The sequence below is a fragment of the Sphingomonas hankyongi genome, from assembly GCF_023516575.1.
Classification (GTDB): domain Bacteria; phylum Pseudomonadota; class Alphaproteobacteria; order Sphingomonadales; family Sphingomonadaceae; genus Sphingomicrobium; species Sphingomicrobium hankyongi.
This window is the reverse complement of record NZ_JAMGBE010000001.1, coordinates 790,827-814,821: the sequence shown is the minus strand read 5'-3', so window position 1 is coordinate 814,821 and position 23,995 is coordinate 790,827. Positions and strand designations below refer to the sequence as shown.

Annotated in this window: 25 protein-coding genes; 18 read left to right on the top strand and 7 right to left on the bottom strand. The window is 64.3% G+C overall.

Annotated features, from left to right (window positions below; translation table 11 throughout):
* Positions 1 to 26 precede the first annotated feature (26 nt).
* Positions 27 to 545, top strand: coding sequence for an acyloxyacyl hydrolase (locus LZ538_RS04370; RefSeq protein WP_249830759.1), 519 nt, complete (start codon positions 27 to 29; stop codon positions 543 to 545).
* On the opposite strand, the gene fumC is transcribed toward LZ538_RS04370, so the two are convergent.
* From fumC to LZ538_RS04355, 3 genes are all read right to left on the bottom strand, one after another.
* Positions 542 to 1,936, bottom strand: coding sequence for a class II fumarate hydratase (gene fumC / locus LZ538_RS04365; protein WP_249830758.1), 1,395 nt, complete (start codon positions 1,934 to 1,936; stop codon positions 542 to 544). The genes LZ538_RS04370 and fumC overlap by 4 nt on opposite strands.
* Positions 1,937 to 2,032: 96 nt before the next feature.
* Entirely contained in the window at positions 2,033 to 2,515 is a 483-nt protein-coding gene (locus LZ538_RS04360) for an SspB family protein (RefSeq protein ID WP_249830757.1), read from the bottom strand.
* A gap of 40 nt (positions 2,516 to 2,555) precedes the next feature.
* Entirely contained in the window at positions 2,556 to 3,323 is a 768-nt protein-coding gene (locus LZ538_RS04355; protein WP_249830756.1) for a LytTR family DNA-binding domain-containing protein, read from the bottom strand.
* A 76-nt stretch (positions 3,324 to 3,399) separates the two neighbouring features.
* Between LZ538_RS04355 and LZ538_RS04350 the strand changes: the two genes are divergently transcribed.
* Together LZ538_RS04350 and LZ538_RS04345 are read left to right on the top strand one after the other, a co-directional pair.
* Positions 3,400 to 3,777 carry a histidine triad nucleotide-binding protein gene (locus LZ538_RS04350; protein ID WP_249830842.1) on the top strand — a complete coding sequence of 126 codons (378 nt, stop codon included), beginning with the start codon at positions 3,400 to 3,402 and terminating at the stop codon, positions 3,775 to 3,777.
* 81 nt (positions 3,778 to 3,858) lie between these two features.
* On the top strand, positions 3,859 to 5,433 hold the full coding sequence (locus LZ538_RS04345; RefSeq protein WP_249830755.1) for an amino acid permease: 1,575 nt from the start codon (positions 3,859 to 3,861) through the stop codon (positions 5,431 to 5,433).
* Here the strand turns inward: LZ538_RS04345 and LZ538_RS04340 are convergent.
* Positions 5,430 to 6,425: an adenosine kinase gene (locus LZ538_RS04340; RefSeq protein WP_249830754.1), complete on the bottom strand. Its 996-nt coding sequence runs from the start codon at positions 6,423 to 6,425 to the stop codon at positions 5,430 to 5,432. The genes LZ538_RS04345 and LZ538_RS04340 overlap by 4 nt on opposite strands.
* Before the next feature lie 82 nt (positions 6,426 to 6,507).
* Between LZ538_RS04340 and LZ538_RS04335 the strand changes: the two genes are divergently transcribed.
* Positions 6,508 to 6,882: a hypothetical protein gene (locus LZ538_RS04335; RefSeq protein ID WP_249830753.1), complete on the top strand. Its 375-nt coding sequence runs from the start codon at positions 6,508 to 6,510 to the stop codon at positions 6,880 to 6,882.
* Here LZ538_RS04335 and queG read toward each other — a convergent pair.
* The gene (gene queG / locus LZ538_RS04330) at positions 6,843 to 7,916 is read right to left on the bottom strand and encodes a tRNA epoxyqueuosine(34) reductase QueG (protein ID WP_249830752.1); all 1,074 of its coding nucleotides are present in this window, start codon (positions 7,914 to 7,916) and stop codon (positions 6,843 to 6,845) included. The genes LZ538_RS04335 and queG overlap by 40 nt on opposite strands.
* 44 nt (positions 7,917 to 7,960) lie before the next feature.
* On the opposite strand from queG, the gene LZ538_RS04325 reads away from it, so the two are divergent.
* Genes LZ538_RS04325 through LZ538_RS04315 form a run of 3 tightly spaced genes read left to right on the top strand, consistent with a single transcriptional unit; the run spans position 7,961 to position 10,938 of the window.
* Complete coding sequence (locus LZ538_RS04325; protein ID WP_249830751.1) at positions 7,961 to 8,923, top strand: ABC transporter ATP-binding protein; 963 nt, start codon at positions 7,961 to 7,963, stop codon at positions 8,921 to 8,923.
* Positions 8,920 to 10,119: an ABC transporter permease gene (locus LZ538_RS04320; protein ID WP_249830750.1), complete on the top strand. Its 1,200-nt coding sequence runs from the start codon at positions 8,920 to 8,922 to the stop codon at positions 10,117 to 10,119. The genes LZ538_RS04325 and LZ538_RS04320 overlap by 4 nt, the downstream gene beginning before the upstream one ends.
* Positions 10,120 to 10,140: 21 nt before the next feature.
* Complete coding sequence (locus tag LZ538_RS04315) at positions 10,141 to 10,938, top strand: hypothetical protein (RefSeq protein ID WP_249830749.1); 798 nt, start codon at positions 10,141 to 10,143, stop codon at positions 10,936 to 10,938.
* 3 nt (positions 10,939 to 10,941) lie between these two features.
* Here LZ538_RS04315 and LZ538_RS04310 read toward each other — a convergent pair whose 3' ends face one another.
* The gene (locus tag LZ538_RS04310; RefSeq protein ID WP_249830748.1) at positions 10,942 to 11,685 is read right to left on the bottom strand and encodes an isocitrate lyase/PEP mutase family protein; all 744 of its coding nucleotides are present in this window, start codon (positions 11,683 to 11,685) and stop codon (positions 10,942 to 10,944) included.
* A 148-nt stretch (positions 11,686 to 11,833) separates the two neighbouring features.
* Between LZ538_RS04310 and LZ538_RS04305 the strand changes: the two genes are divergently transcribed.
* The 11 genes from LZ538_RS04305 to LZ538_RS04255 all read left to right on the top strand — a co-directional run bounded on the left by LZ538_RS04305 (position 11,834) and on the right by LZ538_RS04255 (position 23,589).
* Positions 11,834 to 12,871: a substrate-binding domain-containing protein gene (locus tag LZ538_RS04305; protein WP_249830841.1), complete on the top strand. Its 1,038-nt coding sequence runs from the start codon at positions 11,834 to 11,836 to the stop codon at positions 12,869 to 12,871.
* 19 nt (positions 12,872 to 12,890) lie between these two features.
* Positions 12,891 to 14,276: a phosphate ABC transporter permease subunit PstC gene (gene pstC / locus LZ538_RS04300; protein ID WP_249830747.1), complete on the top strand. Its 1,386-nt coding sequence runs from the start codon at positions 12,891 to 12,893 to the stop codon at positions 14,274 to 14,276.
* A 38-nt stretch (positions 14,277 to 14,314) separates the two neighbouring features.
* Positions 14,315 to 15,529 carry a phosphate ABC transporter permease PstA gene (gene pstA, locus LZ538_RS04295; protein WP_249830840.1) on the top strand — a complete coding sequence of 405 codons (1,215 nt, stop codon included), beginning with the start codon at positions 14,315 to 14,317 and terminating at the stop codon, positions 15,527 to 15,529.
* Positions 15,530 to 15,738: 209 nt separating this feature from the next.
* Positions 15,739 to 16,485, top strand: coding sequence for a phosphate ABC transporter ATP-binding protein PstB (gene pstB, locus LZ538_RS04290; RefSeq protein ID WP_249830839.1), 747 nt, complete (start codon positions 15,739 to 15,741; stop codon positions 16,483 to 16,485).
* A 14-nt stretch (positions 16,486 to 16,499) separates the two neighbouring features.
* On the top strand, positions 16,500 to 17,189 hold the full coding sequence (gene phoU, locus LZ538_RS04285; protein ID WP_249830746.1) for a phosphate signaling complex protein PhoU: 690 nt from the start codon (positions 16,500 to 16,502) through the stop codon (positions 17,187 to 17,189).
* 5 nt (positions 17,190 to 17,194) lie between these two features.
* Entirely contained in the window at positions 17,195 to 17,887 is a 693-nt protein-coding gene (gene phoB, locus LZ538_RS04280) for a phosphate regulon transcriptional regulator PhoB (protein ID WP_249830838.1), read from the top strand.
* An 83-nt stretch (positions 17,888 to 17,970) separates the two neighbouring features.
* Positions 17,971 to 18,615 carry a DUF47 domain-containing protein gene (locus LZ538_RS04275; RefSeq protein WP_249830745.1) on the top strand — a complete coding sequence of 215 codons (645 nt, stop codon included), beginning with the start codon at positions 17,971 to 17,973 and terminating at the stop codon, positions 18,613 to 18,615.
* Positions 18,616 to 19,629, top strand: a complete 1,014-nt coding sequence (locus tag LZ538_RS04270; protein ID WP_249830744.1) for an inorganic phosphate transporter — start codon at positions 18,616 to 18,618, stop codon at positions 19,627 to 19,629.
* A gap of 130 nt (positions 19,630 to 19,759) precedes the next feature.
* The gene (locus tag LZ538_RS04265) at positions 19,760 to 20,797 is read left to right on the top strand and encodes a substrate-binding domain-containing protein (RefSeq protein ID WP_249830743.1); all 1,038 of its coding nucleotides are present in this window, start codon (positions 19,760 to 19,762) and stop codon (positions 20,795 to 20,797) included.
* A gap of 104 nt (positions 20,798 to 20,901) precedes the next feature.
* Positions 20,902 to 22,449 (top strand): porin, encoded by a 1,548-nt coding sequence (locus tag LZ538_RS04260; RefSeq protein ID WP_249830742.1) that lies wholly within the window; start codon positions 20,902 to 20,904, stop codon positions 22,447 to 22,449.
* Positions 22,450 to 22,584: 135 nt separating this feature from the next.
* Entirely contained in the window at positions 22,585 to 23,589 is a 1,005-nt protein-coding gene (locus LZ538_RS04255) for a sensor histidine kinase (RefSeq protein ID WP_249830741.1), read from the top strand.
* Here LZ538_RS04255 and LZ538_RS04250 read toward each other — a convergent pair.
* Entirely contained in the window at positions 23,586 to 23,948 is a 363-nt protein-coding gene (locus LZ538_RS04250; protein WP_249830740.1) for a response regulator, read from the bottom strand. The two genes, LZ538_RS04255 and LZ538_RS04250, sit on opposite strands and share 4 nt — an antisense overlap.
* Positions 23,949 to 23,995 lie beyond the last annotated feature (47 nt).

Genomic DNA, 23,995 nt, shown 5'->3' with positions numbered 1-23,995 from the left:
GGCCTTGTCCACTGGGGAGAGTGAGCGTGAGCCGTATAGTCGTTCTAGGCACCTTGTTGGCGCTGGCCGCGCCGTCCGCAGCCAATGCCGGAGAGATTTTCGGCGGCCTCTATGTCCATGATGTGGACACGCCGCTGTCCATTGGCGGCGTGGAAGGTGGGGCCGACGTACAGCTCGGCTGGCGCGGCGGCCGCATCGGCTCGACTCCCCTGCAACCCTATGCGTTCGGCGCACTGAATACGGCGGGCAAGACGCATTATGCCGCAGCGGGCCTTTCCGCTCGCTTCGGCAAACATGTCTATGTGCGCCCAGGGCTTGGGATTGCCGTGCACACCGGATCAGCCAAGGACTTTCAGGACCTGACCAACGACAAGACCGATTTCGGAAGCCGCGTCCTTTTCGAGCCGGAGCTGGGTATCGGCGCGCAGCTCAGCGATCGTATGTCGTTCGAGGCCAGCTGGGCGCACATGAGCCATGCCCAGCTGTTCGGTCATCAGAACCCCGGGATGGACAATCTCGGAGTGCGGCTGAATTTCAGGCTCTAGCGGCCGAGCATCGTCTCCGGCTTGACGACGCGGTCGAAGGTCGCCTCGTCCACCAGTCCGAGCTCGAGGCCAGCCTCCTTCAGCGTCTTGCCGGTCTTGTGAGCATGCTTGGCGATCGTCGCGGCATTGTCGTAGCCGATCTCCGGGGCGAGGGCCGTGACCAGCATCAGCGATCGGTTCATGAGTTCCGAGATCCGCTCCTGATCCGGCTCAGTGCCGTCCAGCATGCGTTCCGTGAAACTTTCCATGCCCGTCGCGAGGAGGTTGATCGAGCGGACGACGTTCGCGCCGATCAGCGGCTTGAACACGTTCAGCTCCATGTGACCCTGGAGGCCGCCGACGGTGACGGCGACGTGATTGCCCATGACCTGCGCCGCGACCATGGTCAGCATTTCCGCCTGGGTCGGGTTCACTTTGCCAGGCATGATCGAGCTTCCCGGCTCGTTCTCAGGCAGCTTCAGCTCGCCCAGGCCGCAACGAGGGCCGGATCCTAGCAGGCGGATGTCGTTCGCGATCTTGCTCAGCGCGACCGCGACCACGTTCAGCACTCCGGACAGCTCGACCAACGTGTCGTGCGCCGCGAGTTCGGCGAACTTGTTCGGGGCCGACGTGAAGGGCAGCTGCGTCAGCCGCGAGACTTCGGCGGCGAATTCGCCCGCGAAGCCTTTCGGGGCGTTGAGGCCTGTCCCAACGGCGGTGCCGCCCTGGGCAAGCCGCATGACCCGCGGAAGCGCTGCCTCGACCCGGGCGACGCAATCCTCAACCTGAGCCGCGTAGCCGGAAAATTCCTGCCCCAGCGTGAGCGGCGTTGCGTCCTGCAAGTGCGTGCGCCCGATCTTGACGATCGAATCCCATTTGTTCGCCTGATCGGAAAGGCGCGCATGCATCATCTTGAGCGCCGGGATCAGCCGCTGATGTACCGCGCGGCCCGCGGCGATATGCATCGCGGTCGGGAAGCTGTCGTTGGACGACTGGCCCTTGTTCACGTGGTCGTTCGGGTGGACGGGCTCCTTGCCGCCGCGCTTGCCGGTCAGGATCTCGTTGGCGCGCCCGGCGATGACCTCATTGGCGTTCATGTTGGACTGCGTGCCCGACCCGGTCTGCCAGATGACGAGCGGGAACTGTCCGTCGAGGTCACCCCGCGCGACTTCCGCGGCCGCCTGCTGGATCGCTTCGGCAAGCTGGGGGTCCAGCCCTCCGATACGGGCGTTCACCCGGGCCGCGGCCTGTTTGATGAATCCCAGTGCATGGACGATCTCGGCGGGCATCCGCTCCCGCGGACCAAAGGGGAAGTTGCCGATCGATCGCTCGGTCTGCGCGCCCCAATAAGCGTCTGCGGGAACGTCGATCGGACCGAAGCTGTCGGTCTCGGTGCGGGTGCTGCTGGACATGTTCTCCATCCGTCATGCCGAACCTGGTTCAGCATCCATTCCAATGTCCGGCGCCCTGCTCGAAAATGGGTCCCGAAACAAGTTCAGGACGATGATTCACTTCTTCCGGGTGAAGTCCACGTTCACGACGTTGGAACCGTCCTCCGCAGGCTGCGCAGCGGGCGCATCATTCTGGGCCTCTTCATGCTCTTCACGGGACTCTTCCTCGGCATTTGCCTGGAAGGTGAGCGCGAACTCCACGGCCGGGTCGTGAAACTGCGTGACCGCCGCAAAAGGAACGTGGAGCGTGGACGGCACGCCGCCGAACGACAGGCCGACGGAGAAGGCATCGTCTTCGACCTTCAGGTCCCAGAATCGGTGCTGGATGACGATGGTCATCTCGTCCGGAAACTTCTCGATCAAATGCTTGGGGATCGAGACGCCCGGCATCCGCGTCTTGAAGGTGATGTAGAAGTGATGGTCGCCCGGGAGTCCACCGGAACGCTCGACCTCCCCCAGCACCCGGCCGACGACGGCGCGCAGGGCGTCCTGCACGATCTCGTCGTACGGAATCAGGCTTTCCGGAGTCTCGTCGCTCATTCCTCGGTCGTAGCGGGCAGACGATCAGCGTCAAGCGAGTCTACCCCGGCTCCACCTGCGTCTCCTCAACCGGCGCCCGGAGGTTCCCTGCGAAGGCCCGCCCGACGGGGAGCTCGGCGCCGCTCGTCAATCGCACGACCCGATCGCCGTTGGTGCCGATGATGCTGCTGATGCGGCTCTGGTTGACGAGGTAACGCCGATGGATTCGGACAAACCCCCGCTCACGGAGCGCGCGCTCGGCCTCGCGCATCGTCATCCGGCGGAGCGTCATCTTCCCCTGGCCGTGCAGCTCCACATAATTGTCCGCGGCCTCGACCCAGTCGAGAGCGTCGGCAAGGGCCGCGAGGTCCACCGCAGCGCTGCTCGGCGGCCGGCGAAGAACGGCTTTGCGCGCGACCGCGATCAGCAGGATCGTTACCCCGATAGCGGGAAGCCGTCGCATGACGAGCAGTCCGAAGCGGTCGGTAACGTCGCCCAGGCAGAAGTCGACGACATACTCGATGGAAATCGACAGGGCCGCGATGGCCAGCACCAGGCCTGCCAGGAGCGCCGGGCGGCGCGTCGCTTCGGCGCCTTCAGCTTGCTTCGACCATTCGAAGAGAGCGAACCAGGGCACCACCGCGATCGCCGACCAGGTCAGGCTTCCCGACCATGGTCCGGGGCTCTCGCCTGTCGTCAGCGTCTGATAGAGGTGGCAATAAGCCGCGCCAGCCAGCCAGATCGCGACGCCGCAACCGGCGAGCACAGCGCCTCGCAGCGGCTCGAAGAAGATGCGGCCGAGACTCAGTGATGGGGCGGCGCTCGCCATGCCTGGCAGAATAATCCTGCGCCGGCTTCGCGACAATTGGCTTGACGGCCCCGCTGGCGCGGCGACACTCCCGCTCATGCCCATCGACCCGACCCAGCCGTACGATGAGTCCAACATTTTCGCCCGGATCCTGCGCGGCGAGATACCGTCGCAGCGTGTTTACGAGGACGAGCATGCGCTCGCCTTTCACGACATCAGCCCGCTCAGTCCGACCCACATCCTCGTGATCCCCAAGGGTCCCTACGTTTCGTGGGACGACTTCTCCGCCAATGCGTCCGACCGGGAGATTGCGGGTTTCATCCGGGCCGTGGGCAAGGTCGCTCGGGATCAAGGGCTTGTCGAGCAGGGCTACAGGGCCCTTGCAAATGTGGGACTCAACTCGGGCCAGGAAGTCCCGCATCTCCACGTGCATATCTTCGGCGGGCGGCCGCTCGGCCCAATGCTCGCCCGCTAGGGCGCCGCCGCGGCACAAGGGGGATTGCCCTCACAGCCTCAACCGCTAGGGTCCGTTCCAATCATTTCGAGGGGAAATCGAATGGCAAGTGCCGCTCCAAGTCGGGGGCTCCTGGGCAGGATGATGCTGCGCAAGAGCGTGGCGCAGGTTCAACATGAGACCGCATCGAGCGAACTCAAGCGCTCTCTCGGGGCCTGGAATCTCGTCTTCCTGGGTATCGGGTGCATCATTGGAGCGGGCATTTTCGTCCGTACGGGCAACGCCGCGGCGCTTCACGCCGGGCCAGCCGTGCTCATTTCCTATGTGATCGCCGGCATCGTCTGCGCATTCGCGGGCCTTTGTTACGCGGAGCTGGCCTCGACCCTTCCGGTGTCCGGATCGGCCTACACTTACAGCTATACGACCATTGGGGAGTTCGCCGCCTGGGTCATGGGCGCCTTGCTGCTCCTGGAGTACGGTCTTGCCGCATCGGTCGTCGCGGTCGGCTGGTCCGGCTATATGGTCAGCCTTCTCAACGACATCGGCGTCCACATACCGGATGCGCTCACCGGACCTTCCGGTCATCTGAAGGAATTGGCGGACGGGACGACCATCACGACCGTCTTCAACCTGCCGGCCTTCCTGGTTTGCGCGGCCCTTGGCCTGCTGCTTGTGATCGGCGTTTCGGAAAGCGCCAAGTTCAACAACGTGATCGTCGCCATCAAGGTGACCGTGCTCGTAGCCTTCATCCTCGTCGGCGGCTTCATCATCCTGAAGAACCTGCCGACCTACACGCCGAACTGGGACCCATTCATTCCACCGCCCACGGGCGAGAAGGGTGAGTTCGGCTGGAGCGGAATCCTTCGCGCCGCCTCGATCGTTTTCTTCGCCTATATCGGCTTCGAGGCCGTCTCAACTGCGGGGCAGGAGGCGAAGAACCCGGCAAAGGACATGCCGTTCGGCATCATCGGGTCATTGCTCGCCTGCACGGTCATCTACATCCTGGTGTCGATCGTCCTGACGCTGATCGTGCCTTACACCAAGCTCAACGTGCCGGACCCGGTCGCGGTCGCGGTGGACGCATTCGGCCCGCAGTGGGCGTGGTTCGCCTCGACCATCAAGGTCGGCGCGATCATCGGCCTGACGTCCGTCATCCTGGTGCTGATGTATGGGCAGACGCGCATCTTCTACACCATGGCGCGCGACGGCCTGCTCCCGAAGATTTTCTCGACGGTGCACCCGACATTCCGGACGCCCTGGATCAACACGATCCTGGTTGGCCTGATCGTCGCCACCGCCGCCGGCTTTTTCGACATCAACACCCTGGGCGACATGACCTCGGTCGGAACGCTTGCGGCCTTCGGAATCGTCTGCCTGACGGTGATCTGGCTGCGGCGGACGCATCCGGACATCCCGCGCGGCTACAAGGTGCCGATCTATCCGGTGGTTCCGGCGCTCGGCATCGTGAGTTGCTTCGCCCTGATCTTCACCGTCGAGACGCGAGTGCTGGTGTTCTTCGCCTGGTACACCCTGGCGATGATCGTGCTCTATTTCGTCTATGGCATGCACAACAGCGAGCTGGCGAAGGGCCACCAGGTTGCTGCCACCGGCGAACCGGCCTTGTTCCCCGAAGACGAGCCGAAGGACGATAGCGGCAAGCCGGTCATGCGGCCTTAGGCTAGCAGGCCTCCGGTGAGCGCCCTGAGGTCAGCCTCGGGGCGCGCGCCATAATGCTGGATCACTTCCGCCGCGCAGATTGCGCCGAGCCTTAGCGACTGCTCGAGCGAAAGGCCGCGCGCTTCCCCCGCGAGGAAGCCGGCGGCGAACAGGTCGCCGGCGCCTGTGGTGTCGACCAGCTCGGCGATCGGCTCGGCGGGGACGTCGGCCCGCTCGGGACCGCGGATGGCGAGAGCGCCATGCTCGTGCCGCGTCACGACGAGGGTCTCGACCTTGTCGCGAAGGGTGGCGACCGCGCTCTCGACGTCGTCGACGCCGGCGAGAGCTTCGACCTCGACCTGGTTCGCGAAAAGGATGTCGATCCGCCGCTCGTTCAAAAGCTGCTCGAGGTCGCCGCGGTGGCGGTCGACGACGAAGCTGTCCGACAAGGTGAAGGCGACCTTGGTGCCGGCCGCGCGCGCGGCGTCCATCGCCTTGTACATGGCCGCGCGAGGATCGGCCGGGTCCCACAGATAGCCTTCGAGATAGAGGATCTTCGCATCCGCCACGTGGTCCGGATCGACGGCGTCCGGTCCCAGCATCTGCGCCGCGCCAAGGAAGGTGTTCATCGTCCGCTGGGCGTCCGGCGTCACCATGATCAGGCAGCGCGCCGTGGCGTCCACATCGCTGCGCGGTGCGGTATCGAACTCGACGCCCAGACTTCGGATGTCGTGAGTGAAGATCTGCCCGAGCTGGTCGTCAGCGAGCTGGCCGATGAAGCCGGCCTTGAGCCCGAGCGACGCCAGCCCCGCTGTCGTATTCGCGGCGGAGCCGCCGCTCAGTTCGCGACCGGGTCCCATCGCTTCATAGAGCCGCGTCGCCTGAGCCTCGTCGATCAGCTGCATCGCGCCCTTGTGCATTCCGTGTTGAGTTAGGAAGCCATCGTCGGCGTTCGCGATCACGTCGACGATCGCATTGCCGATTGCGAGCACGTCCAGGCGGCGTTCGGGCATGAAATCTCCAGCTGATGCAAGGAAAGCGCGCGGCCTAGCCGCACGTTCATTGCGCGGCAACCTTGCGGCGGGATGCTGAGCCATGCATGTGCATCAAATGCGTCGCCTAGTCCCCGCGCTGAGCCTCTTCGTCGCCGCCTGCGCCACAGCGCCGCGCACGCCCGAACCGGCCAGCACTTCGCAGTCGATCACCCCGTCCCGCGAAATTCGCAGTAATCTGATAGGAATGACAGCATCCGAGCTGGTTTCCCACCTTGGAAACCCGGTGTTGCAGGTGCGCGAAGGGCCTGGCCTGAAGATGCAGTTCCGCTCGCGCTATTGCGTGCTGGATGCCTATCTATATCCGCCGGAAAGCGGCACCGGCCTCACCCGCGTCTCGCATTCGGACGCAAGGCTGCCGTCTGGTCAGGATACGGATCAGGCTGCCTGTATCTCGCAGATAGAAGCAACCAAATGATCCCGCGCCCAGCGCGCGGCATCGGCGACGACGGGGTCCGGATCGTCGACATAGCGCTCCACTGACGGAAGCAGCGCGCGATCGCCGCTGTTGCCGGCGGCGATCAGGCAATTGCGGATCATGCGCTTCACGCCGATCCGCTTGATCGGCGAGCCTGCGAACATCTCCCGAAAACTGACGTCGTCGAGCGCCAGCAGGTCCGCGAGCCGTGGCGCGGCCAATTCCGCGCGCGGGAGAAAGGCGCGATTTGCCGCCGCGCTCTCGGCGAACCGGTTCCACGGGCAGACCGCGAGGCAGTCATCGCAGCCGTAGATGCGATTGCCCATCGCTGCGCGGAATTCGAGCGGGATGGGACCGTCATGCTCGATCGTCAGGTAGGAAATGCAGCGCCTCGCATCGATCCTGTGCGGTCCGTCGAAAGCATTGGTCGGGCAGGCATCGAGGCACCGGGTGCAGCTTCCGCAATGAACTCCGGAACTCGCCGGCGCATCCGGCTCGAGCTCGAGGCTGGTGAGGATCACGCCGAGGAACATCCAGCTTCCATGCTCGCGGCTGACGAGGTTGGTATGCTTGCCTTGCCAGCCGATGCCGGCGGCCTGCGCGAGCGGCTTCTCCATCACCGGCGCGGTGTCCACGAAGACCTTGAGCTCGCTCGGCGCGCGGTCGACGATGAACCGGGCGAGAGCTTTGAGCGCCTTCTTCACTGTCTTGTGGTAGTCGCCGCCCTGAGCATAGACCGAAATGCGGCCGAGGTCCGGGTGCTCCCCCAGCATCAGGGGATCGGAGGCCGGGGCGTAGCTCATGCCCAGCGCGATCGCGGATTTGGCATCCGGCCAGAGCGCGAGCGGCGAGAGACGGTGGTGAGCGCGGCTCTCCATCCAGCCCATCGCGCCATGTCGGCCGGCCTCCAGCCAGCGCCGGAGCTCCAGTCCGGCTGGGTCCGCGGCGTCGGCACGCGTGAAGCCGCAGGCAACGAAGCCGAGGCGCTCCGCTTCCGACCTTATTGCTTCCTCAAGAGTTTGGCTCTTATGCACGCGGTGCCTGTACATTGGCCGGGCCGCTTTTCGTAGGAATTTCAGTGCTTCGCCAAGCTCAGCACGAACGGGTTCATGAAGGATTCGCGGTCGAGGCGGTCGATCTCGTCAAGGAATTCGGGGAGACGCGAGCCGTAGACGGCGTCAGTCTGGCGGTTCCCTCGGGCAGCATTTTCGGGTTGCTGGGGCCGAATGGCGCGGGGAAGACGACGACCCTTCGAATCCTCCTCGGCATCATCGATCCCTCAAGCGGAACGCGCCGCGTGCTGGGTCATGAGCGGCCGCTCGAAGCGGCTCGCGAGGTCGGTTATCTTCCTGAAGAACGCGGTCTGTACCCTTCGATGCACGCGCGGGACGCAATCGCCTTCGTGGGCGCGCTGCGAGGCCTTCCATTGCGCGAAGGGCGCCGCCGTGCGGATGAGCTTCTGGAGGAGCATGGCCTTGGCGAATGGGCGCGGCGGCCGATCCGCAACTTGTCCAAGGGCATGGCGCAGACCGTCCAGCTGCTCGGTACCATAATCCACGGCCCGCGCCTGATCGTGCTCGATGAGCCTTTCTCGGGCCTCGATGCGATCAACCAGGCCCGGCTCGAGGAACTGATCCGCCGCCAGGCGCGCGAGGGGGCGACGATCATCTTTTCGACTCACGTCATCGCGCATGCGGAGCGGCTGTGCGAGCGGATCGCGATCATCGCCCAGGGCCGTGTCGCATTCGAAGGCAGCGTCGATGAGGCGCGGGGCCGGCTGCGGCCGATTGTAAGGCTGCGGACCCGGTCGCAGGACGGGTCATGGCGCTCCGCCATTCCTGCCGCGGCGCGGCTCCACAACGGAGAATGGGTGTTCGAACTGCCGGAAGGCGGTCCCGAGCCGCTGTTGAAGGCATTGATCGACGGGGAAGCAGGTATCGAAACGCTCGCCATCGAACGCCCCGGGCTTCACGACGCGTTTGTCGCCATTGCGGGCGACGCCGCAGCAGAAGCCATGGGCCATCAGGAGCCGAGCGAATGATGCAGCTGGTGCGCTCCGCTTATGTGATTGCACGTCGGGATTTCGCGGCGACGGTCCTCTCGAAGGCATTCATCTTCTTCCTCCTCGGACCGCTGTTCCCGCTCTTGCTCGGCGGCCTGTTCGGGACCATCGGGGCGCGGGTCGCAACGCAGACGGAACGCCCGACCGTGGCCGTGGTCGGCACGCAATCCGACTTCACGCGCTATTCGAATGCCCGGAACCAGCTCGCCGAGGCCATGGGCGAGCAGCAGGTCGTGCGGCTGATTTACGTCACGCAGGACCCCGCCGATCGCGGGCATCCGGAGCGCGTGCTGACAAGCTCGAGCGTGTCTGCGCGCGCCGTTCTTTACGGCTCACTCGATGAGCCGCACGTCGTCGGCAACCTTTCGCCTAACGATCCGGTCGCGAGCCAGCTGCGACTCATCGTGAAAACGGCGCGAGAGCCGGAGTCGCGGGCTGCTCCGCTCAGCATGACCAGGGCTGAAGCCGCGCCGCCGGGCCTTTCGCAGGATCGCGCGCTGACTGGCCAGCTCGGCCAGATGATCCTCTTCTTCCTGACGATCCTGCTGTCGGGCATGCTGTTGTCCCAGTTGATCGAGGAGAAGTCGAACAAGATCATCGAGGTGATCGCGGCGGCGGTTCCGATCGACGCTCTGTTCGTCGGCAAGCTATTCGCGATGCTCGCCGCTTCGGTTCTGGGCATCGTGGTGTGGGTGGGATCCGGCGCGCTGCTCGTCCAGCTGGTCAAGCAGGGCGGCGTCTCCGCGCTCCCGCCGCCCGCCGTCGGATGGCCGGCGTTTCTGACTTTCGGCGTCACCTATTTCGCCATGAATTATCTGCTTCTGGGGGCCGTCTTTCTGACCATCGGCGCGCAGGCGACGACGGTACGGGAAGTCCAGACCCTGTCGATGCCGGTGACGTTCGCGCAGGTGCTGATCTTCGGGTTTGCATCGACGTCGATCGGCTCGCCGAATTCACCTGAAGCGCTTGCTGCGGCCGTCTTCCCGCTTTCATCGCCAATGGTGATGCTTGCGCGGGCGGCCGAAGTGCCGGGCCTCTGGACGCATGTTGCCGCGCTCGCCTGGCAGCTGCTGTGGGTCGTGCTGATCCTGCGCATGGGCGCGCGGCTCTTCCGGACAACGGTGCTCAAGTCGGGCCCGCGCCCGCGTTGGTGGAAACGCAAGCCTGTGACATAACGCCTGCTGGGGGGCGGGTGTATGATCCTGTTCAAGCGCGTTGGCGGCGCATTCAAAGGAATTGAGAGCCGCGAATGGGCGCTGCTGTCGCTTGAGACGTTGGGCGTTGTCGCCGGGATTCTGATTGCCTTCGAGCTTAATGAATGGGCCTCCCGCCGGAATGAGGCCGCGCGGCACCGGCAGATGATGGAGCGGTTGTTCGAAGAGTCAGAACAGGATGTGGCATCGCTTCGAGAGATCCGCGATGTGATGATCGGGTTCGGGAAAATCGAGGTCGAATTCGCTACGCGCCTCGGCCGTGGCGAGTGTCCACCGGCCGAGATGTGGGGAGCCGTGTACACGACGCAGATGCTGCCTTCATTCGACGTGCCACGCTCTGTCTATCAGGAAATGATGGGCTCTGGGGGGCTGGCATCCATTCCCGACAGGCGCGTGCGGGAAGCGATTGCGTCCTTTAACTCCCAGCTTGCATGGGTCGAGGGACAAAACGACTATTTTCGGTCCCTGGCGAAAGAACCCGTAGCGCCCGGCGACACGCGGCTTCGCGTGCGCTTCGATCCTGCCGCAGCGCAATCAGAAGCCATCGACTATGATCGCGGAGCGCTCTGCGCTGATCGAGAATTCGGGAACCGCATGGCCGACGCCACACGCAATCATGCCGTCGTCGTTAACTATCACGATGGGATCACCGCCTGGGCAATCGACATGTGCGGTGTTTTAGGTGCGAGCATTGGCCGCAATTGTGAGCCGAGCTCAGCGGGCCCGCTCGTCGGCGAGGATTTAACGATACTGCGCAAAGCAGTGGCGAAGATGCGATAGCGCCTAGCCGATCGCTTCGCGCGCCATTTCCGTCAGCTTCGCCATCAAGGCCCGGTGCGGGAAGGGGCCGTGGCTGATCCGCGCAACGCCCGCGTCGGCCCAGACCTTCTTCTCCGGCGCGCCGGGGAAGGCGATGGCGTTGAGCGGAAGCGGCACCTCGCGCACGACGCGCTCGATATGCGCGGGCTCCGCGATGCGCGGCACGAAGAAGCCGCTTGCTCCTGCGTCGGCGAACGCCTTCCCGCGTTCCACGACCTGGTCGATCAGCGCATCGTCATAGGTCTGGGTCTTCAGGAACAGATCGGTGCGGGCATTGATGAAGAAGTCGTCGCCGACCGCATCCCGGATTGCGCGGATTCGTCGAACCTGCAGGTCGAGCGGATGCAATCCTTCGCCCCCGATCACCTGGTCCTCGAAGTTGCAGCCGACGGCCCCTGTCGCCTTCAGCTGCGCGACATTGCGGCCGCCCTCCTCGGGATCGGTTGAATAGGCGCCTTCGAAATCGACGGTCAGGGGCAGGTCGACCGCGGTCATGATGCGACGGGCATTCGCGAAGACATAATCCAATGGCACTTGCTGGCCGTCGCCGAAGCCCGCGGCATCGCCGACAGGGTGGCTCCCGGTCGCGAGCGCCTTTGCTCCGGCCTGTGCGACTGCCTGGGCGCTTCCCGCGTCCCAGATGTTGTAAAGCACGACCGGATTTCCAGGCACGTGCAGCGCTGCGAACGTCTCGAATTTGCTGGCCATGCGGCGCGCCTAGGCCCGCGCGACATCGGGCGCAATCCCGCGTGCGCCGTCACAAAAGTGCAAAGAAAGTGTCACAAGGGGGTCGCCGAATGACCGCTACGGCGGATCCGCAATATCCGTGCAAAGTGGAGTCTAGCCAGTGAACAGGATGATCATCGCGCTGCCCTTGGCGGCGCTGCTCGCCGCGTGCGGTCAGTCCGGCAAGGGCGGCGGTGGATCCGGCTCGGGCGGCGACATCGGCATCGTCGGCTCATCGACCGTTTACCCATTCACCAAGGCGGTCGCCGAAGACTTCATGCGCGCCAATCCCGGCCTGCGCGTGACGGTTGAATCGACGGGCACAGGCGCGGGCATGAAATTGTTCTGCAACGGCGTCGGCAGTCAGTTCCCGGACATCGAGGACGCCTCGCGCGCGATGAAGAAGAGCGAATATGACCAGTGCGCGAAGAACGGCGTCAAGCAGGTCATCGAAGTCGCGATCGGCATCGACGGGCTGACCGTCATCGAAGCCGCGAACGGCCCCGCCATGAATCTGACGCAGGCCGACATCTACAAGGCGCTCGCGGCCAATCCGTTCGGGAAGGGACCGAACACGGCGCAGACCTGGAAAGACGTGAACCCGTCGCTTCCGGCGGTGAAGATCCGCGTCCTGGGTCCGCCGCCGACGTCCGGCACCCGCGACAGCCTCGCCGACCTCTACCTGACCAAGGGCTGCGAGAGCGACCCGGCGATGAAGGCATTGAAGACAACGAATGAGGACAAGCACAAGGACATCTGCACGAAGATCCGCGAGGACGGTGCGTTCGTCGAAGCCGGCGAAAACGACAACCTGCTCGTCCAGAAGGTTTCGTCGGACCCGGGAACGCTCGGGATCCTCGGTTATTCCTATCTCGAAGAGAATAAGGATCGTATTCGGCCGGTGAAGATCGCCGGCATCGAGCCGACCGAGGCGACCATCGCTGACCTCTCCTATCCGGGAGCGCGGAAGCTCTACATTTACGTGAAGGGCGAGCATATGCAGGCGAAGCCCAAGCTGCGCGATTTCGTCGCCCAGTTCGCCAAGATGTGGAACAAGGGCGGCCCGCTGGAGCGTGTCGGCCTGGTGCCCTTCGCTGGCGCGGACTCCGAAGCCGCCGCGAAACAGGCGACGGACCTGAACCCGCTCGACCCGAGTACGCTGAAGTAAGCGAAAGGCGGCGAGCGGCATGAGCCTCGGCCTGGCGTTCGTCGCCATCCTCGCGGTCGCCCTTGCGGCCGCCTGGCTGGGCTATGCCCGTGCCCGTCGCCTGCGCGCGAGCAGCGGCAGCAGACTGCATTCCTTGCCGGTTTATCACGGCGCGCACGCGGCCTTGTGGGCTGCGATCCCGGCGCTGTTGCTGATTGCGGCCTGGGCGCCGATGCAGTCGCGGCTTGTGGACCAGACGGTCCTGTCGAGCCCCGAGGGCAAGGCGCTGCCGGCCTTCGAGATGCAGCGCGAGTCCATTTTGTCGGAAGCGCGGGAGATTGCGCACGGAGACCGCGAGGCGGGCTTCAACCCTGAATCAACCACGCTGGCGCCTCGAATCCGCGCTGCCGAGCAGCGTTACGCATTGTTTGGCGGCCTGATCGCCATTGCGGTTGCGCTGGCTACCGCCGCCTTCGCCGTGCGGCGAAGCAACCCCCAATTCCGCGCGCGGACAGGGGTCGAAAGATGGGTGATGGGCCTGCTGTTCGCGGCATCGCTCATCGCCATCCTGACGACGCTTGGAATCCTGCTCTCGCTGATGTTCGAGAGCCTGCGCTTCTTCCGGCTCTACCCGGTCCAATCCTTCCTGTTCGGCCTCGAATGGAGCCCGCAGACTGCGCTTCGTGCCGACCAGGCGGGCTCGTCTGGCGCCTTCGGCTCGGTGCCGCTCATGTGGGGCACGTTCTTCATCGGCGCGATCATAGCGATGGTCGTTGCCGTACCGCTCGGCCTGATGAGCGCGATCTACCTCACGCAATATGCGCATGCGCGGGTTCGCGCCTGGCTGAAGCCGATCCTAGAGATCCTCGCCGGCATTCCGACCGTCGTCTACGGCTATTTCGCGGCGCTCACCGTGGCGCCTGCCGTGCGCGATTTCGGACTTGCGATCGGCGTTAGCTCCGCAAGCAGCGAAAGCGCGCTTGCGGCCGGCTCGGTCATGGGCGTCATGATCATCCCGTTCGTCAGCTCGATGTCCGACGATTCGATTGCGGCCGTTCCGCAGGCGATGCGCGACGGCAGCCTGGCGATGGGCGCAACCAAGTCCGAGACGATCCGCAAGGTGCTGCTTCCCGCCGCACTCCCGGGCGTCATGGGCGGTATCCTGCTCGCCGTCAGCCGGGCCATCGGCGAGACGATGATCGTGGTGATGGCGGCCGGACTTGCCGCCAACCTGACCGCCAATCCCTTCGCGAGCGTGACCACGGTGACGACGCAGATCGTTCAGCTGCTGACCGGCGACCAGGAGTTCGACAGCGCCAAGACGCTGGCGGCTTTCGCGCTCGGCCTTGCGCTGTTCCTGATCACCTTGCTGCTCAACCTCATCGCGCTGCACATCGTGCGCAAATATCAGGAGCAATACGAGTGACGACCGCAATCGCGGCCACCCGCTGGAAGGAAGAGAAGATGCTTCGGCGCGTGCGCCGGCGGTATGTCGCGGAGCGCTGGTTCCGCGGCGCCGGGTTCGCAGCGATCAGCCTTTCCGTGCTCTTCCTCGCCTTCCTTTTGTGGTCGATGGCCTCGCGCGGGCTCGGCGGCTTCAGCCATTTTGAAGCGGCGCTTCCGATCGACTTCAGCAAGACGGACCTGTTCCTCGATCCCGCGACCCTGCGCGGTCCGGACGCCGAACAGACCGTCGCGTCGGCGGATATCGAGGGCGCGATCTCGAAGGCGGCAGTCGCCGCTTATGGAAGCAGTGCCGAGGAAATGTTCGGCGACGCCGCGACGACGCGGCTAACTCGCGAGATCGTCGCCAATCCCGATATCCTGACGCAGCGGCCCACCTTCTGGCTGCCGGTCGGGAGCAAGCTCGACGTCGCCGCCAAGCACGAAGGCGATGAGGCCAGCGAACGCATGGTCAAGGCGCTGGAATCGCGTGGCTCGCTCAAGCGTACTTTCAACGCGAACTTCCTCGAATCGTCCGATTCGACCGATCCGACGTCGGTCGGCGTCTGGGGCGCGCTCAAGGGGACGTTCCTCACCATCCTCGTGACGATGGCGCTCGCCTTTCCCGTCGGCGTGCTTGCTGCCGTCTATCTCGAAGAGTTCGCTCCGCGGAACCGCTGGACCGACGCCATCGAGGTGTCGATCAACAACCTGGCCGCCGTGCCGTCGATCATCTTCGGCCTCCTCGGGCTCGCGGTCTTCCTCAACGTAATGAACCTGCCGCGCTCCGCTCCTCTGGTCGGTGGCATGACGCTCGCGCTCATGACCATGCCGGTGATCGTCATCGCGGGACGCAACGCGATCAAGACCGTGCCGCCGTCGATCCGTGACGCCGCGCTAGGCGTGGGAGCATCCAAGATGCAGGTGACGTTCCATCACGTGCTTCCGCTCGCCCTGCCGGGTATTCTTACGGGCACGATCATCGGCATGGCGCGGGCGCTCGGCGAGACTGCGCCGCTCCTGATGATCGGCATGCGCGCATTCATCGCCGCGCCGCCGGACGGGGTCACCGATCCCGCGACCGTTTTGCCGGTTCAGATCTTCCTTTGGTCCGATGAAGTCGACCGCGCATTTGTCGAGAAGACAAGCGCCGCGATCATCGTCCTGTTGCTGTTCATGCTGTTGATGAACGGCCTCGCAATCTACCTTCGCAACCGCTTCGAGCGCCGCTGGTGATGGATATGAAAGAAAAAATGCCGATCACGCCCACGACGCCGGTGACCCCGTCGGCCGCGATTCCCGCCGCCGCCCATCGCGAAGCCCCATCCTTTGCGGATGATGCCGAGCCGGACATGACCGACAGCGCGCCGCGCATCGACGTCTCGCACCAGCCGAATATCGAGGAAGCATCTGTCCCTGATCTCGACACCGGCCGGGATCCGAAGATGCGCGCGGACGAGGTCAGCGTCTTCTACGGCGAGAAGCAGGCGCTCAAGGACGTTTCGATCAAGATTTACGACGACCTGGTCACGGCTTTCATCGGCCCCTCGGGCTGCGGCAAGTCCACCTTCCTTCGCTGCCTCAACCGGATGAACGACACCATTCCGACGGCACGCGTGACCGGTCGCATCGCGCTCGACGATGAGGACATCACATCGTCGAGCATGGACGTCGTGCAGCTCCGCGCGCGCGTCGGCATGGTGTTCCAAAAGCCTAACCCATTCCCGAAATCGATCTTCGAGAATGTGGCTTACGGCCCCCGCATTCACGGGCTCGCCACGAACAAGGTGGAGCTTCAGGAGATCGTCGAGAAGTCGCTCCGGCGCGCCGGCCTCTGGGAAGAGGTGAAGGACCGCCTGCAGGAAAGCGGGACAGCCTTGTCCGGCGGCCAGCAGCAACGGCTTTGCATCGCGCGCGCCATTGCCGTCGATCCCGAAGTGATCCTGATGGACGAACCCTGCTCGGCGCTCGACCCGATCGCGACAGCGAAGATCGAGGAGCTCATACATGAGCTGCGCGGCCGCTACGCCATCGCGATCGTCACCCACAATATGCAGCAGGCCGCTCGCGTGTCGCAGCGCACGGCATTCTTCCACCTCGGCGAGCTCGTCGAATATGGGAAGACTTCGGAGATCTTCACCAATCCGCGCATGCAGCGCACAACGGATTACATCACGGGCCGCTATGGCTGATCGGAGCAGGACCAATGCAGCAGGCTAGCGGACATACGCTCAAGGCGTTCGACGAGGATATCGAGCGGCTGCGGGCCCTCATCAGCCAGATGGGCGGTCTTGCCGAGCATGCGATCCAGGAGGCGATGCGCTGCCTGGTCGACCGCGATCTGGACGGAGCATTGCGGGTCGTCGAGGATGACCAGAAGCTCGACGCGCTTGAGATCGAGACCGAGCGGCGCGCAGTGCAACTCATTGCATTGCGGGCACCAATGGCCGGCGACCTTCGCGACGTTGTCGCGGCGCTCAAGATTTCGGGAGTCGTCGAACGCATCGGCGACTATGCGAAGAACATCGCGAAGCGCGTCCCGCAGCTCGAGAATGTCGGCAAGATCGAGCCGCTGTCGCTGCTTCCGGAGATGGCACGCATCGCAATGCAAATGGTGCACGACGTGCTTGATGCATTCGTCGAACGCGATGCCGAGGCGGCGGTGCGCGTATGCGAGCGCGACAATGCGGTCGATGATTTCTACGATTCGATCTTCCGCACCTTGCTCACGCATATGATGGAAAATCCCCACACGATTGGGCAGGCGGCGCACCTCCTTTTCGTCGCAAAGAACCTGGAGCGGGTTGGGGATCACGCGACGAACATCGCCGAGATGGTCTATTATGCGGCGACGGGAACGCACATGGCCGATGGGCTTGGGAGGACGGTGCGGTGAACGCTTTGGCCGGCAAGCATCTGCTGCTGGTAGAGGATGACCGCGCGCTGGCGGACCTCGTGACATTCCACTTCGAGCGCGCCGGCTATGCGGTGACCCGAACGGGCGATGGCGATGAGGCTTTGATCCTCGCAGAGGAAGTCCGCCCCGACGTCATCCTGCTCGACTGGATGATCGAGGGAATCAGCGGCATCGAAGTTTGCCGGCGTCTTCGGCGTCGCGCCACGACCGCCAACCTTCCCGTGATGATGCTCACTGCCCGTGGCGAAGAAAGCGATCGAATCCGCGGGTTCGAGACTGGCGCGGACGATTACGTCACCAAGCCGTTCAGCCCACGCGAGCTGGTTGCCCGGGTGGATGCCGTGCTCCGGCGCGTGCGCCCGGCTCTTGCCGGCGAGCGGCTCGGCTATGCCGACCTGGAGATGGACGTGGCCTCCCATCGGGTCCGGCGCGGCGGGGAGCAGGTTCCATTGGGGCCGACCGAGTTCCGGCTGCTCCGCCATTTCCTGGAACACCCCGGGCGTGTCTTCTCGCGCGATCGGCTTCTCGACGCTGTCTGGTCGCACGACCCAGACATCGATTCCCGCACCGTCGACGTGCACGTGCGGCGCCTTCGCCAGGCGCTTAACGCCAATGGCCGCCCCGATCTGATCCGGACGGTGCGTTCGGCGGGTTACTCGCTCGACAGCGAACGATAAGTCCCTTTGAGCACCCGGGCCTATGGCCATCGGGCAGCTTTCGGCTAAATGCGAGGCGTTACGCCATCGTTTGAAGGGGGCTCATGTTCGCCTGGTTCCAGCGGCTGCTGCCCCAGAAGGGCGATTTCTTCGGCATGTTCGAGGCTCACGCCGCGACCCTGGTCCGAGCAGCGAAGGTCTTGCAGGAGCTCGCAGCGGATGGGGGCACGCCGAGCGAGATCCTCGAGAAGATTCATGATCAGGAGCATCAGGCCGACGACATCATCCGCGATGTGCTGACGGCAATTCGGAAGACCTTCCTGACCCCGTTCGATCGGGGCGCGATCACGTCGCTGATCGGCGCGATGGATGACGCAATCGATGAGATGCTCGCCGTGGCTCGCGCGGTCGACATTTACGATTTGAGAGAGCTGCGGCCCGAGATGAAGCAGATCGTCGATCTGATCGCGGAGGCTGCCGCAGTCACGGCCGAGGCTGTTCCGCTTCTTCGCAATGTCAGTGCCAATGGCGCCAGGCTTCATGAGCTGACCGGGCGGCTGGTCGGCCTCGAAGGCGATGCCGACGACCTTCATGCGGCCGGCCTCAAAAAGGCCTTCCAGGAAATCGCTCCGAAGAGTCCGGTCGATTTTGCGATCTCCCGCGAAGTCTTCAAGAACCTCGAGCGGGTCACTGACGCGTTCGAGGATGTCGCCAACCAGATCGACGGCATCGTAATCGACCACGCCTAGATGCACGAGCTCGCCTTCCCACTGCTCGTCGGCCTGATCATCGTCGCGCTCGCGTTCGACTTCCTGAACGGCCTTCACGATGCGGCGAATGCGATCGCGACGGTCGTCGCCACTCGCCTCCTTAGCCCGGGAAAGGCGGTTATCTTCGCCGCATTCTTCAACTTCGCGGCTTATTTCCTCTCGCTTGCGGTGCCCGAGCTGCACAAGGTGGCCGACACGATCGGAAAGGGGATCATCGACAAGGATCTCGTCACGCCCGCGGTGGTCTTTGGCGCGCTCGTGGGCGCGATGTTCTGGAATGTGGTGACATGGCTCAAAGGCATTCCGTCATCTTCGAGCCACGCGTTGGTCGGCGGCCTGGTCGGCGCCGGCATGGCACATGCGGGCTTCACCGGTATCCAATGGAGCGGCCTCAACAAGACGCTGATCGCGATCGTCCTTTCGCCCACTCTCGGCATGATCCTGTCGATGTTCATCATGTTGGTAACCAGCTGGCTCGGCGTGAGAGCCACCGCCGCTGGCGCCGAGCGGACCTTTCGCGCGCTGCACCTCGTCTCCTCCGCGACCTATTCGATCGGCCACGGCCTCAACGATGCGCAGAAGACGATGGGGATCATCGCCGTGCTGCTTTATTCGACGGGCTATCTTCATGGTGATTTTCACGTACCGCACTGGGTCGCGATCAGCTGCTACATCGCGATCGGACTAGGCACGCTGTCCGGTGGCTGGCGCATCATCGAAACGATGGGCACGCGCATCACAAAGCTATCGCAGCATCAGGGATTCAGCGCATCGACCGGCGGGACGGTGATGCTTCTGACCGCGTCCTGGCTCGGCATTCCCGTGTCCACCACCCATACCATCACCGGCTGCATCATCGGCGCGGGTGCGGCGCGGCGCGCATCTGCTGTGCGCTGGCAGGTTGCCCAGAACGTGATGGTCGCATGGGTGATCACGATTCCGGCCTCCGCTGCCGTGGCGGCCATGTTCTACGCACTGACGACCTTTTTCTGATCGTTCTGAGGGCGCTGTTGCTCCAGAGCACCGTCACAGAAACGAAACAAAAGCTTCAAACAACCGTCGCGACCCCGGCCTAGTCCCCGACTCAGCGGACGAGATGATGTCCGTTCAAGGGGAAGGTAGAATGTATTGCAAGTCGATTGGCCTCGCCGCGACCGCGGTGATGGCGCTCACCATTTCCGGAAACGCCGATGCGCGCTCCATGCGCGCGGTCGGATCGTCGACCGTATATCCGTTCGCGAAGCTGGTGGCGGAGCGCGTTGCTCGCGCCAATCCACGCCTCGGCACGCCGATCATCGAATCGACAGGCACCGGCGCGGGCATGAAGCTCTTTTGCGCCGGCGTTGGCGAGCGCTTCCCGGACATCGAGAATGCGTCGCGGCGTATGAAGGCGTCCGAGGCCAAGCTGTGCGCTGCGAACGGCGTCAGCAAGATCACCGAGATCCAGGTCGGCCTCGACGGCGTGACCTTCGCCACCGCGAAGAACAGCCCGCTGGCGAACCTTAGCCAGCGCGACATCTATCTCGCCCTCGCCAAGACGCCGTTCGGGAAGCCGAACCGCGCGAAGACCTGGAAGGACGTGAATGGTCGCCTGCCGGCCATTCCGATCCGGGTCTACGGCCCGCCGACGACCAGCGGCACGCGCGACGCGCTCGCGGAGCTCATCCTGACGCCGCCCTGCGAAGCGAATGCCTCGATGGCTGCGCTGAAGAAGAGCGACGAGAACAAGTTCAAGGCGATCTGCCAGGGCGTTCGTGAGGACGGCGCCTACATCCAGGCCGGCGAGAACGACAACCTCATCGTCCAGAAGATCGAGGCCAACCAGGGCACGATCGGCGTGTTCGGCTTCTCCTATCTCGAAGAGAATATGGACAAGTTGAAGGGCATTCCGATCAACGGCGTGACGCCGACGTACGATTCGATCAGCAGCTTCAAATATCCTGGAGCACGTCCGCTCTTCGTTTATGTGAAGAACGCCCACGTCGCCGCCATCCCGGCGGTCCGCGCGTTCGTCGCAGAGTTCACGAAGGAAAGCACGTTCGGTCCGAACGGCTATCTGCGACGGTCGGGCGGGATGATCGCGGCGCCGAACAATATTCGTGCCCGCAGCCAGATGGCTGCGCGTAACCTGGCTCCGCTGAATCTGGCGAGCCTCAAATAGGGTTCGTCGGCGAAGTGCAATTCGGAATTGGACGCCTGGGCCCGGTCGGCTCGGGCGTCCCCAGACCCCGCAGTTTCGGGGTGGGGGATAAGGGGAATAGGAAGATGAAGTTGAAGTTGGTCGCCGCTCTCCTCGCGAGTAGCGCACTCACATTCTCGGCGCCGGCATGGGCGCAGGATCTTGCCGCACAGGCTCAGCCCGAGCCGACGGAGCCCGATCAGTCGGATGCGACCGCGGACCAGGCGATCGCGCAGGCCGCTCCGGTCGACGACGCGGAGGCGAAGATCGAGCTGATGCAGGCGCAAATCGAAGCGTTGCAGGACTCGATCGAGCAGCTGAAGGCCCAAGTCACCAAGGTGACACCGTCATGGAAGGGCGCGCCGCAATATGAGGATAAGGAAGCGGGCTGGAGCTTCAAGCCCAAGGGCCTGCTGCAATATGACGCCGGCTACGTGGGCTTTCCGGATGGCGATGAGCGCCGCGGTACGGTCAGCGGTCTGAACTACGGCAACCTCGGCTGGAACACGCGCGCCCGTCGACTGACGATCGGCGCGGACGGCACGATCCCCGGCGGCTTCCGCTACAGCGCGGAATTCAACTTCGCGCAGTCGCTGGTCGATTTCGAGGACGTGTTCCTCGCCTATGACTTCAAGGGCGGGAAGTCGCCGCTGACGGTCCAGGCCGGATATTTCTATCCGTTCTCCAGCCTCGAGACGATGACCAGCTCCAAATACACGTCCTTCATGGAGCGCGCCGGCATCACGGACGCGTTCAGCCATAACCGCCGCATCGGTGCCGCGCTGATCGCTACCGACAAGGCGACCGATCGCTGGACGTTCCAGAGCGGCATCTTCAGCGAGGAAATGAACCAGGAAAGCTTCAACCGCACCGGCTGGGTGTTCGCAGCGCGCGGCGTCTTCTCGCCGAACCTCGGCTCCGCTCGCCTGCACCTCGGCGCGAACTTCGAGCATCGCACGAACAAGAAGGAAGCGCAGTCCCGCAACTATCAGGCGCGACCGATGACCCAGATCACCGACCAGCGCTTCATCAGCACCGGCGCTCTTTCGTCCAAGGGTGACGACATACTAGGGCTCGAGGTCGCGGCGATCCTGAAGAGCTTCCACGTCGCTGCGGAAGCGCAGAAGGTATGGGTGCGCGGGACTTACACGCCCGCCGAGCAGGCCGCGCTTCTTCTCGACCCCGACACCAACACGACGCCGAACGGCACTGCGCTCAACGGCAACCCGGGCTTCTGGGGCGGCTATTTCGAGCTCGGCTATTATCTCACCGGAGAGACTCGCGCCTACAAGGGCGGAAGCTTCGGCCGAGTGAAGGTTCTTCACCCGTTCAATGAGGGCGGCTGGGGCGCATTCCAGATCAACGGGCGCGTCGACTACCTGGATCTGAACGATCGCGTCGCAGACAGCGCAACCGTGACCGCTCCGAACTACGTCAACGGCGGCAAGCAGGTTGCCTACCAGCTCAGCGGGATCTGGAATCCGACCGACTATGTCCGCTTGATGGCGCAATATTCGCACATCAACGTGACCGGTGGCCCCCGCTTCCTGGTGAGCAACGACACGTCGGAGCCGGCGAACAAGCGTGAGTTCGACAGCGACGTTTTCACTATGCGCGCGCAGATCGACTTCTAAAGCGTGACGTCAGGCGACGCCTTTCGGTCCCCCTCTCCCCTTCGGCTCGAAAGGCAGCCCCCTCGCCAACCAGGCGAGGGGGCGACTGCCGTGGATGGCGTGGCCGAAGCGGATCAATCCGCTACAGAAGGCGCGATGGCGGAACTTTCAGCCTCGGAACGGGCGATCGTCGACGCGCTGGATGAGCCGGCGCTGATCGTCAGTGGCGGCATCGTCCGGGTCGGGAACGGCCCGGCCCGAGAGCTGTTCGGCGGCGGCATCGAGGGCCGCGACGTGCGCCTCGCCATCCGCCAGCCGCAGGCGCTCGAGCGCATCCTCGCGAACGAAGCCGCGGAAGTGGACGTTACCGGCATCGTGGAGCTGGGACGCTCCTGGCGCCTTGTAATCCGGCCTTTGCATCATGGCGCCTCCCTCCTCCGATTGTTCGACCGCTCGGAATCGGTGTCGGCGGAAAAGATGCGCGTCGATTTCGTCGCGAACGCAAGCCACGAGCTAAGGACGCCGCTGTCGACCGTCATCGGCTATGCCGAAACGCTTGCGGACGAAGGCGACCTGCCGGCGGAGCTGCGGTCGAACTTCGGCCGCACCATCCGCGATGAAGGCCGCCGAATGCTGCGCATCATCGAAGATCTGATGAGCCTGTCGCGGATCGAGGCGGACCGGTTCGTCGCGCCGGCCGAGACGGTAGAGGTCGACGAGATCGTGAATACGGCCCTCGCGAATGCCGGCCCCGGGCGGGGCGGCCAGTGCGAGCTGGACGTGAGCGTCGCTGGCGACTTGCCAGCCATCCGAGGGGATCGCGCGCAGCTGATTCAGGTGCTCGACAATCTGATCAGCAATGCCGTGCGCTACGGTTGCGACAGCCCGCAATCCAGGGTCGAGCTCAACGCCTCGCGAAGCGGCTCCTGGATCATTCTCGCGATCACCGATCATGGTCCGGGCATCCCGCGCGAGCACCTCCCGAGGGTGACCGAGCGCTTCTACCGCGTTGATGCAGCTCGGAGTCGTGAATCGGGCGGTACGGGTCTCGGCCTGGCCATCGTCAAGCACATCATCGAGCGGCATCGCGGAACGCTCGAGATCAAGAGCATTGTCGGCACCGGCACCAGCGTCAAAGTGCGCCTGCCAATCGCCCGCTAGGCGGGCAGCAGCGCAGCCAGCGCGGCCTGAACCTGGTCGAGCGTGTACGGCTTCTGGAGCCGAGGCCGGTCACGCCACTTCTCCGGCATCTGCCAGTCGGCATATCCGCTCGTAAGCAGGAACGGCACGCCCTTCGCCTCGAGCATCTCGCAGATGGGAAAGACGCGCTCTCCACGGATGTGGACGTCGAGCACGGCCGCGTCGACCTCCTCGTTTTCGACGAGCTCCCGTGCGGCCGCCATGTTGGGCGCGGGCCCCACCACTTCGCAGCCGAGCTCAGCCAGCAACTCCGCGGTGAACGGGCCCACCACGGGGGAATCTTCAATGACGAGTATCCTGCAGCCGGCCAGTTCGCTCATGAGCCTAGCCTAGCGCCCCGACGCTCCGCGCGCATCCACCCAATTGA

Excerpts from the sequence above, each read along its gene's own strand:
- fumC (WP_249830758.1), bottom strand. The coding sequence starts at position 1,936 with ATGTCCAGCAGCACCCGCACCGAGACCGACAGCTTCGGTCCGATCGAC.
- LZ538_RS04265 (WP_249830743.1), top strand. The coding sequence starts at position 19,760 with ATGTATTGCAAGTCGATTGGCCTCGCCGCGACCGCGGTGATGGCGCTC.
- pstB (WP_249830839.1), top strand. The coding sequence starts at position 15,739 with ATGCGCGCGGACGAGGTCAGCGTCTTCTACGGCGAGAAGCAGGCGCTC.
- LZ538_RS04345 (WP_249830755.1), top strand. The coding sequence starts at position 3,859 with ATGGCAAGTGCCGCTCCAAGTCGGGGGCTCCTGGGCAGGATGATGCTG.
- pstC (WP_249830747.1), top strand. The coding sequence starts at position 12,891 with ATGAGCCTCGGCCTGGCGTTCGTCGCCATCCTCGCGGTCGCCCTTGCG.
- LZ538_RS04360 (WP_249830757.1), bottom strand. The coding sequence starts at position 2,515 with ATGAGCGACGAGACTCCGGAAAGCCTGATTCCGTACGACGAGATCGTG.
- LZ538_RS04340 (WP_249830754.1), bottom strand. The coding sequence starts at position 6,425 with ATGCCCGAACGCCGCCTGGACGTGCTCGCAATCGGCAATGCGATCGTC.
- LZ538_RS04315 (WP_249830749.1), top strand. The coding sequence starts at position 10,141 with ATGATCCTGTTCAAGCGCGTTGGCGGCGCATTCAAAGGAATTGAGAGC.
- LZ538_RS04255 (WP_249830741.1), top strand. The coding sequence starts at position 22,585 with ATGGCGGAACTTTCAGCCTCGGAACGGGCGATCGTCGACGCGCTGGAT.
- LZ538_RS04350 (WP_249830842.1), top strand. The coding sequence starts at position 3,400 with ATGCCCATCGACCCGACCCAGCCGTACGATGAGTCCAACATTTTCGCC.
- LZ538_RS04260 (WP_249830742.1), top strand. The coding sequence starts at position 20,902 with ATGAAGTTGAAGTTGGTCGCCGCTCTCCTCGCGAGTAGCGCACTCACA.
- LZ538_RS04355 (WP_249830756.1), bottom strand. The coding sequence starts at position 3,323 with ATGGCGAGCGCCGCCCCATCACTGAGTCTCGGCCGCATCTTCTTCGAG.
- pstA (WP_249830840.1), top strand. The coding sequence starts at position 14,315 with ATGCTTCGGCGCGTGCGCCGGCGGTATGTCGCGGAGCGCTGGTTCCGC.
- LZ538_RS04275 (WP_249830745.1), top strand. The coding sequence starts at position 17,971 with ATGTTCGCCTGGTTCCAGCGGCTGCTGCCCCAGAAGGGCGATTTCTTC.
- LZ538_RS04270 (WP_249830744.1), top strand. The coding sequence starts at position 18,616 with ATGCACGAGCTCGCCTTCCCACTGCTCGTCGGCCTGATCATCGTCGCG.
- LZ538_RS04320 (WP_249830750.1), top strand. The coding sequence starts at position 8,920 with ATGATGCAGCTGGTGCGCTCCGCTTATGTGATTGCACGTCGGGATTTC.
- LZ538_RS04250 (WP_249830740.1), bottom strand. The coding sequence starts at position 23,948 with ATGAGCGAACTGGCCGGCTGCAGGATACTCGTCATTGAAGATTCCCCC.
- phoU (WP_249830746.1), top strand. The coding sequence starts at position 16,500 with ATGCAGCAGGCTAGCGGACATACGCTCAAGGCGTTCGACGAGGATATC.
- LZ538_RS04335 (WP_249830753.1), top strand. The coding sequence starts at position 6,508 with ATGCATGTGCATCAAATGCGTCGCCTAGTCCCCGCGCTGAGCCTCTTC.
- LZ538_RS04305 (WP_249830841.1), top strand. The coding sequence starts at position 11,834 with ATGATCATCGCGCTGCCCTTGGCGGCGCTGCTCGCCGCGTGCGGTCAG.
- LZ538_RS04310 (WP_249830748.1), bottom strand. The coding sequence starts at position 11,685 with ATGGCCAGCAAATTCGAGACGTTCGCAGCGCTGCACGTGCCTGGAAAT.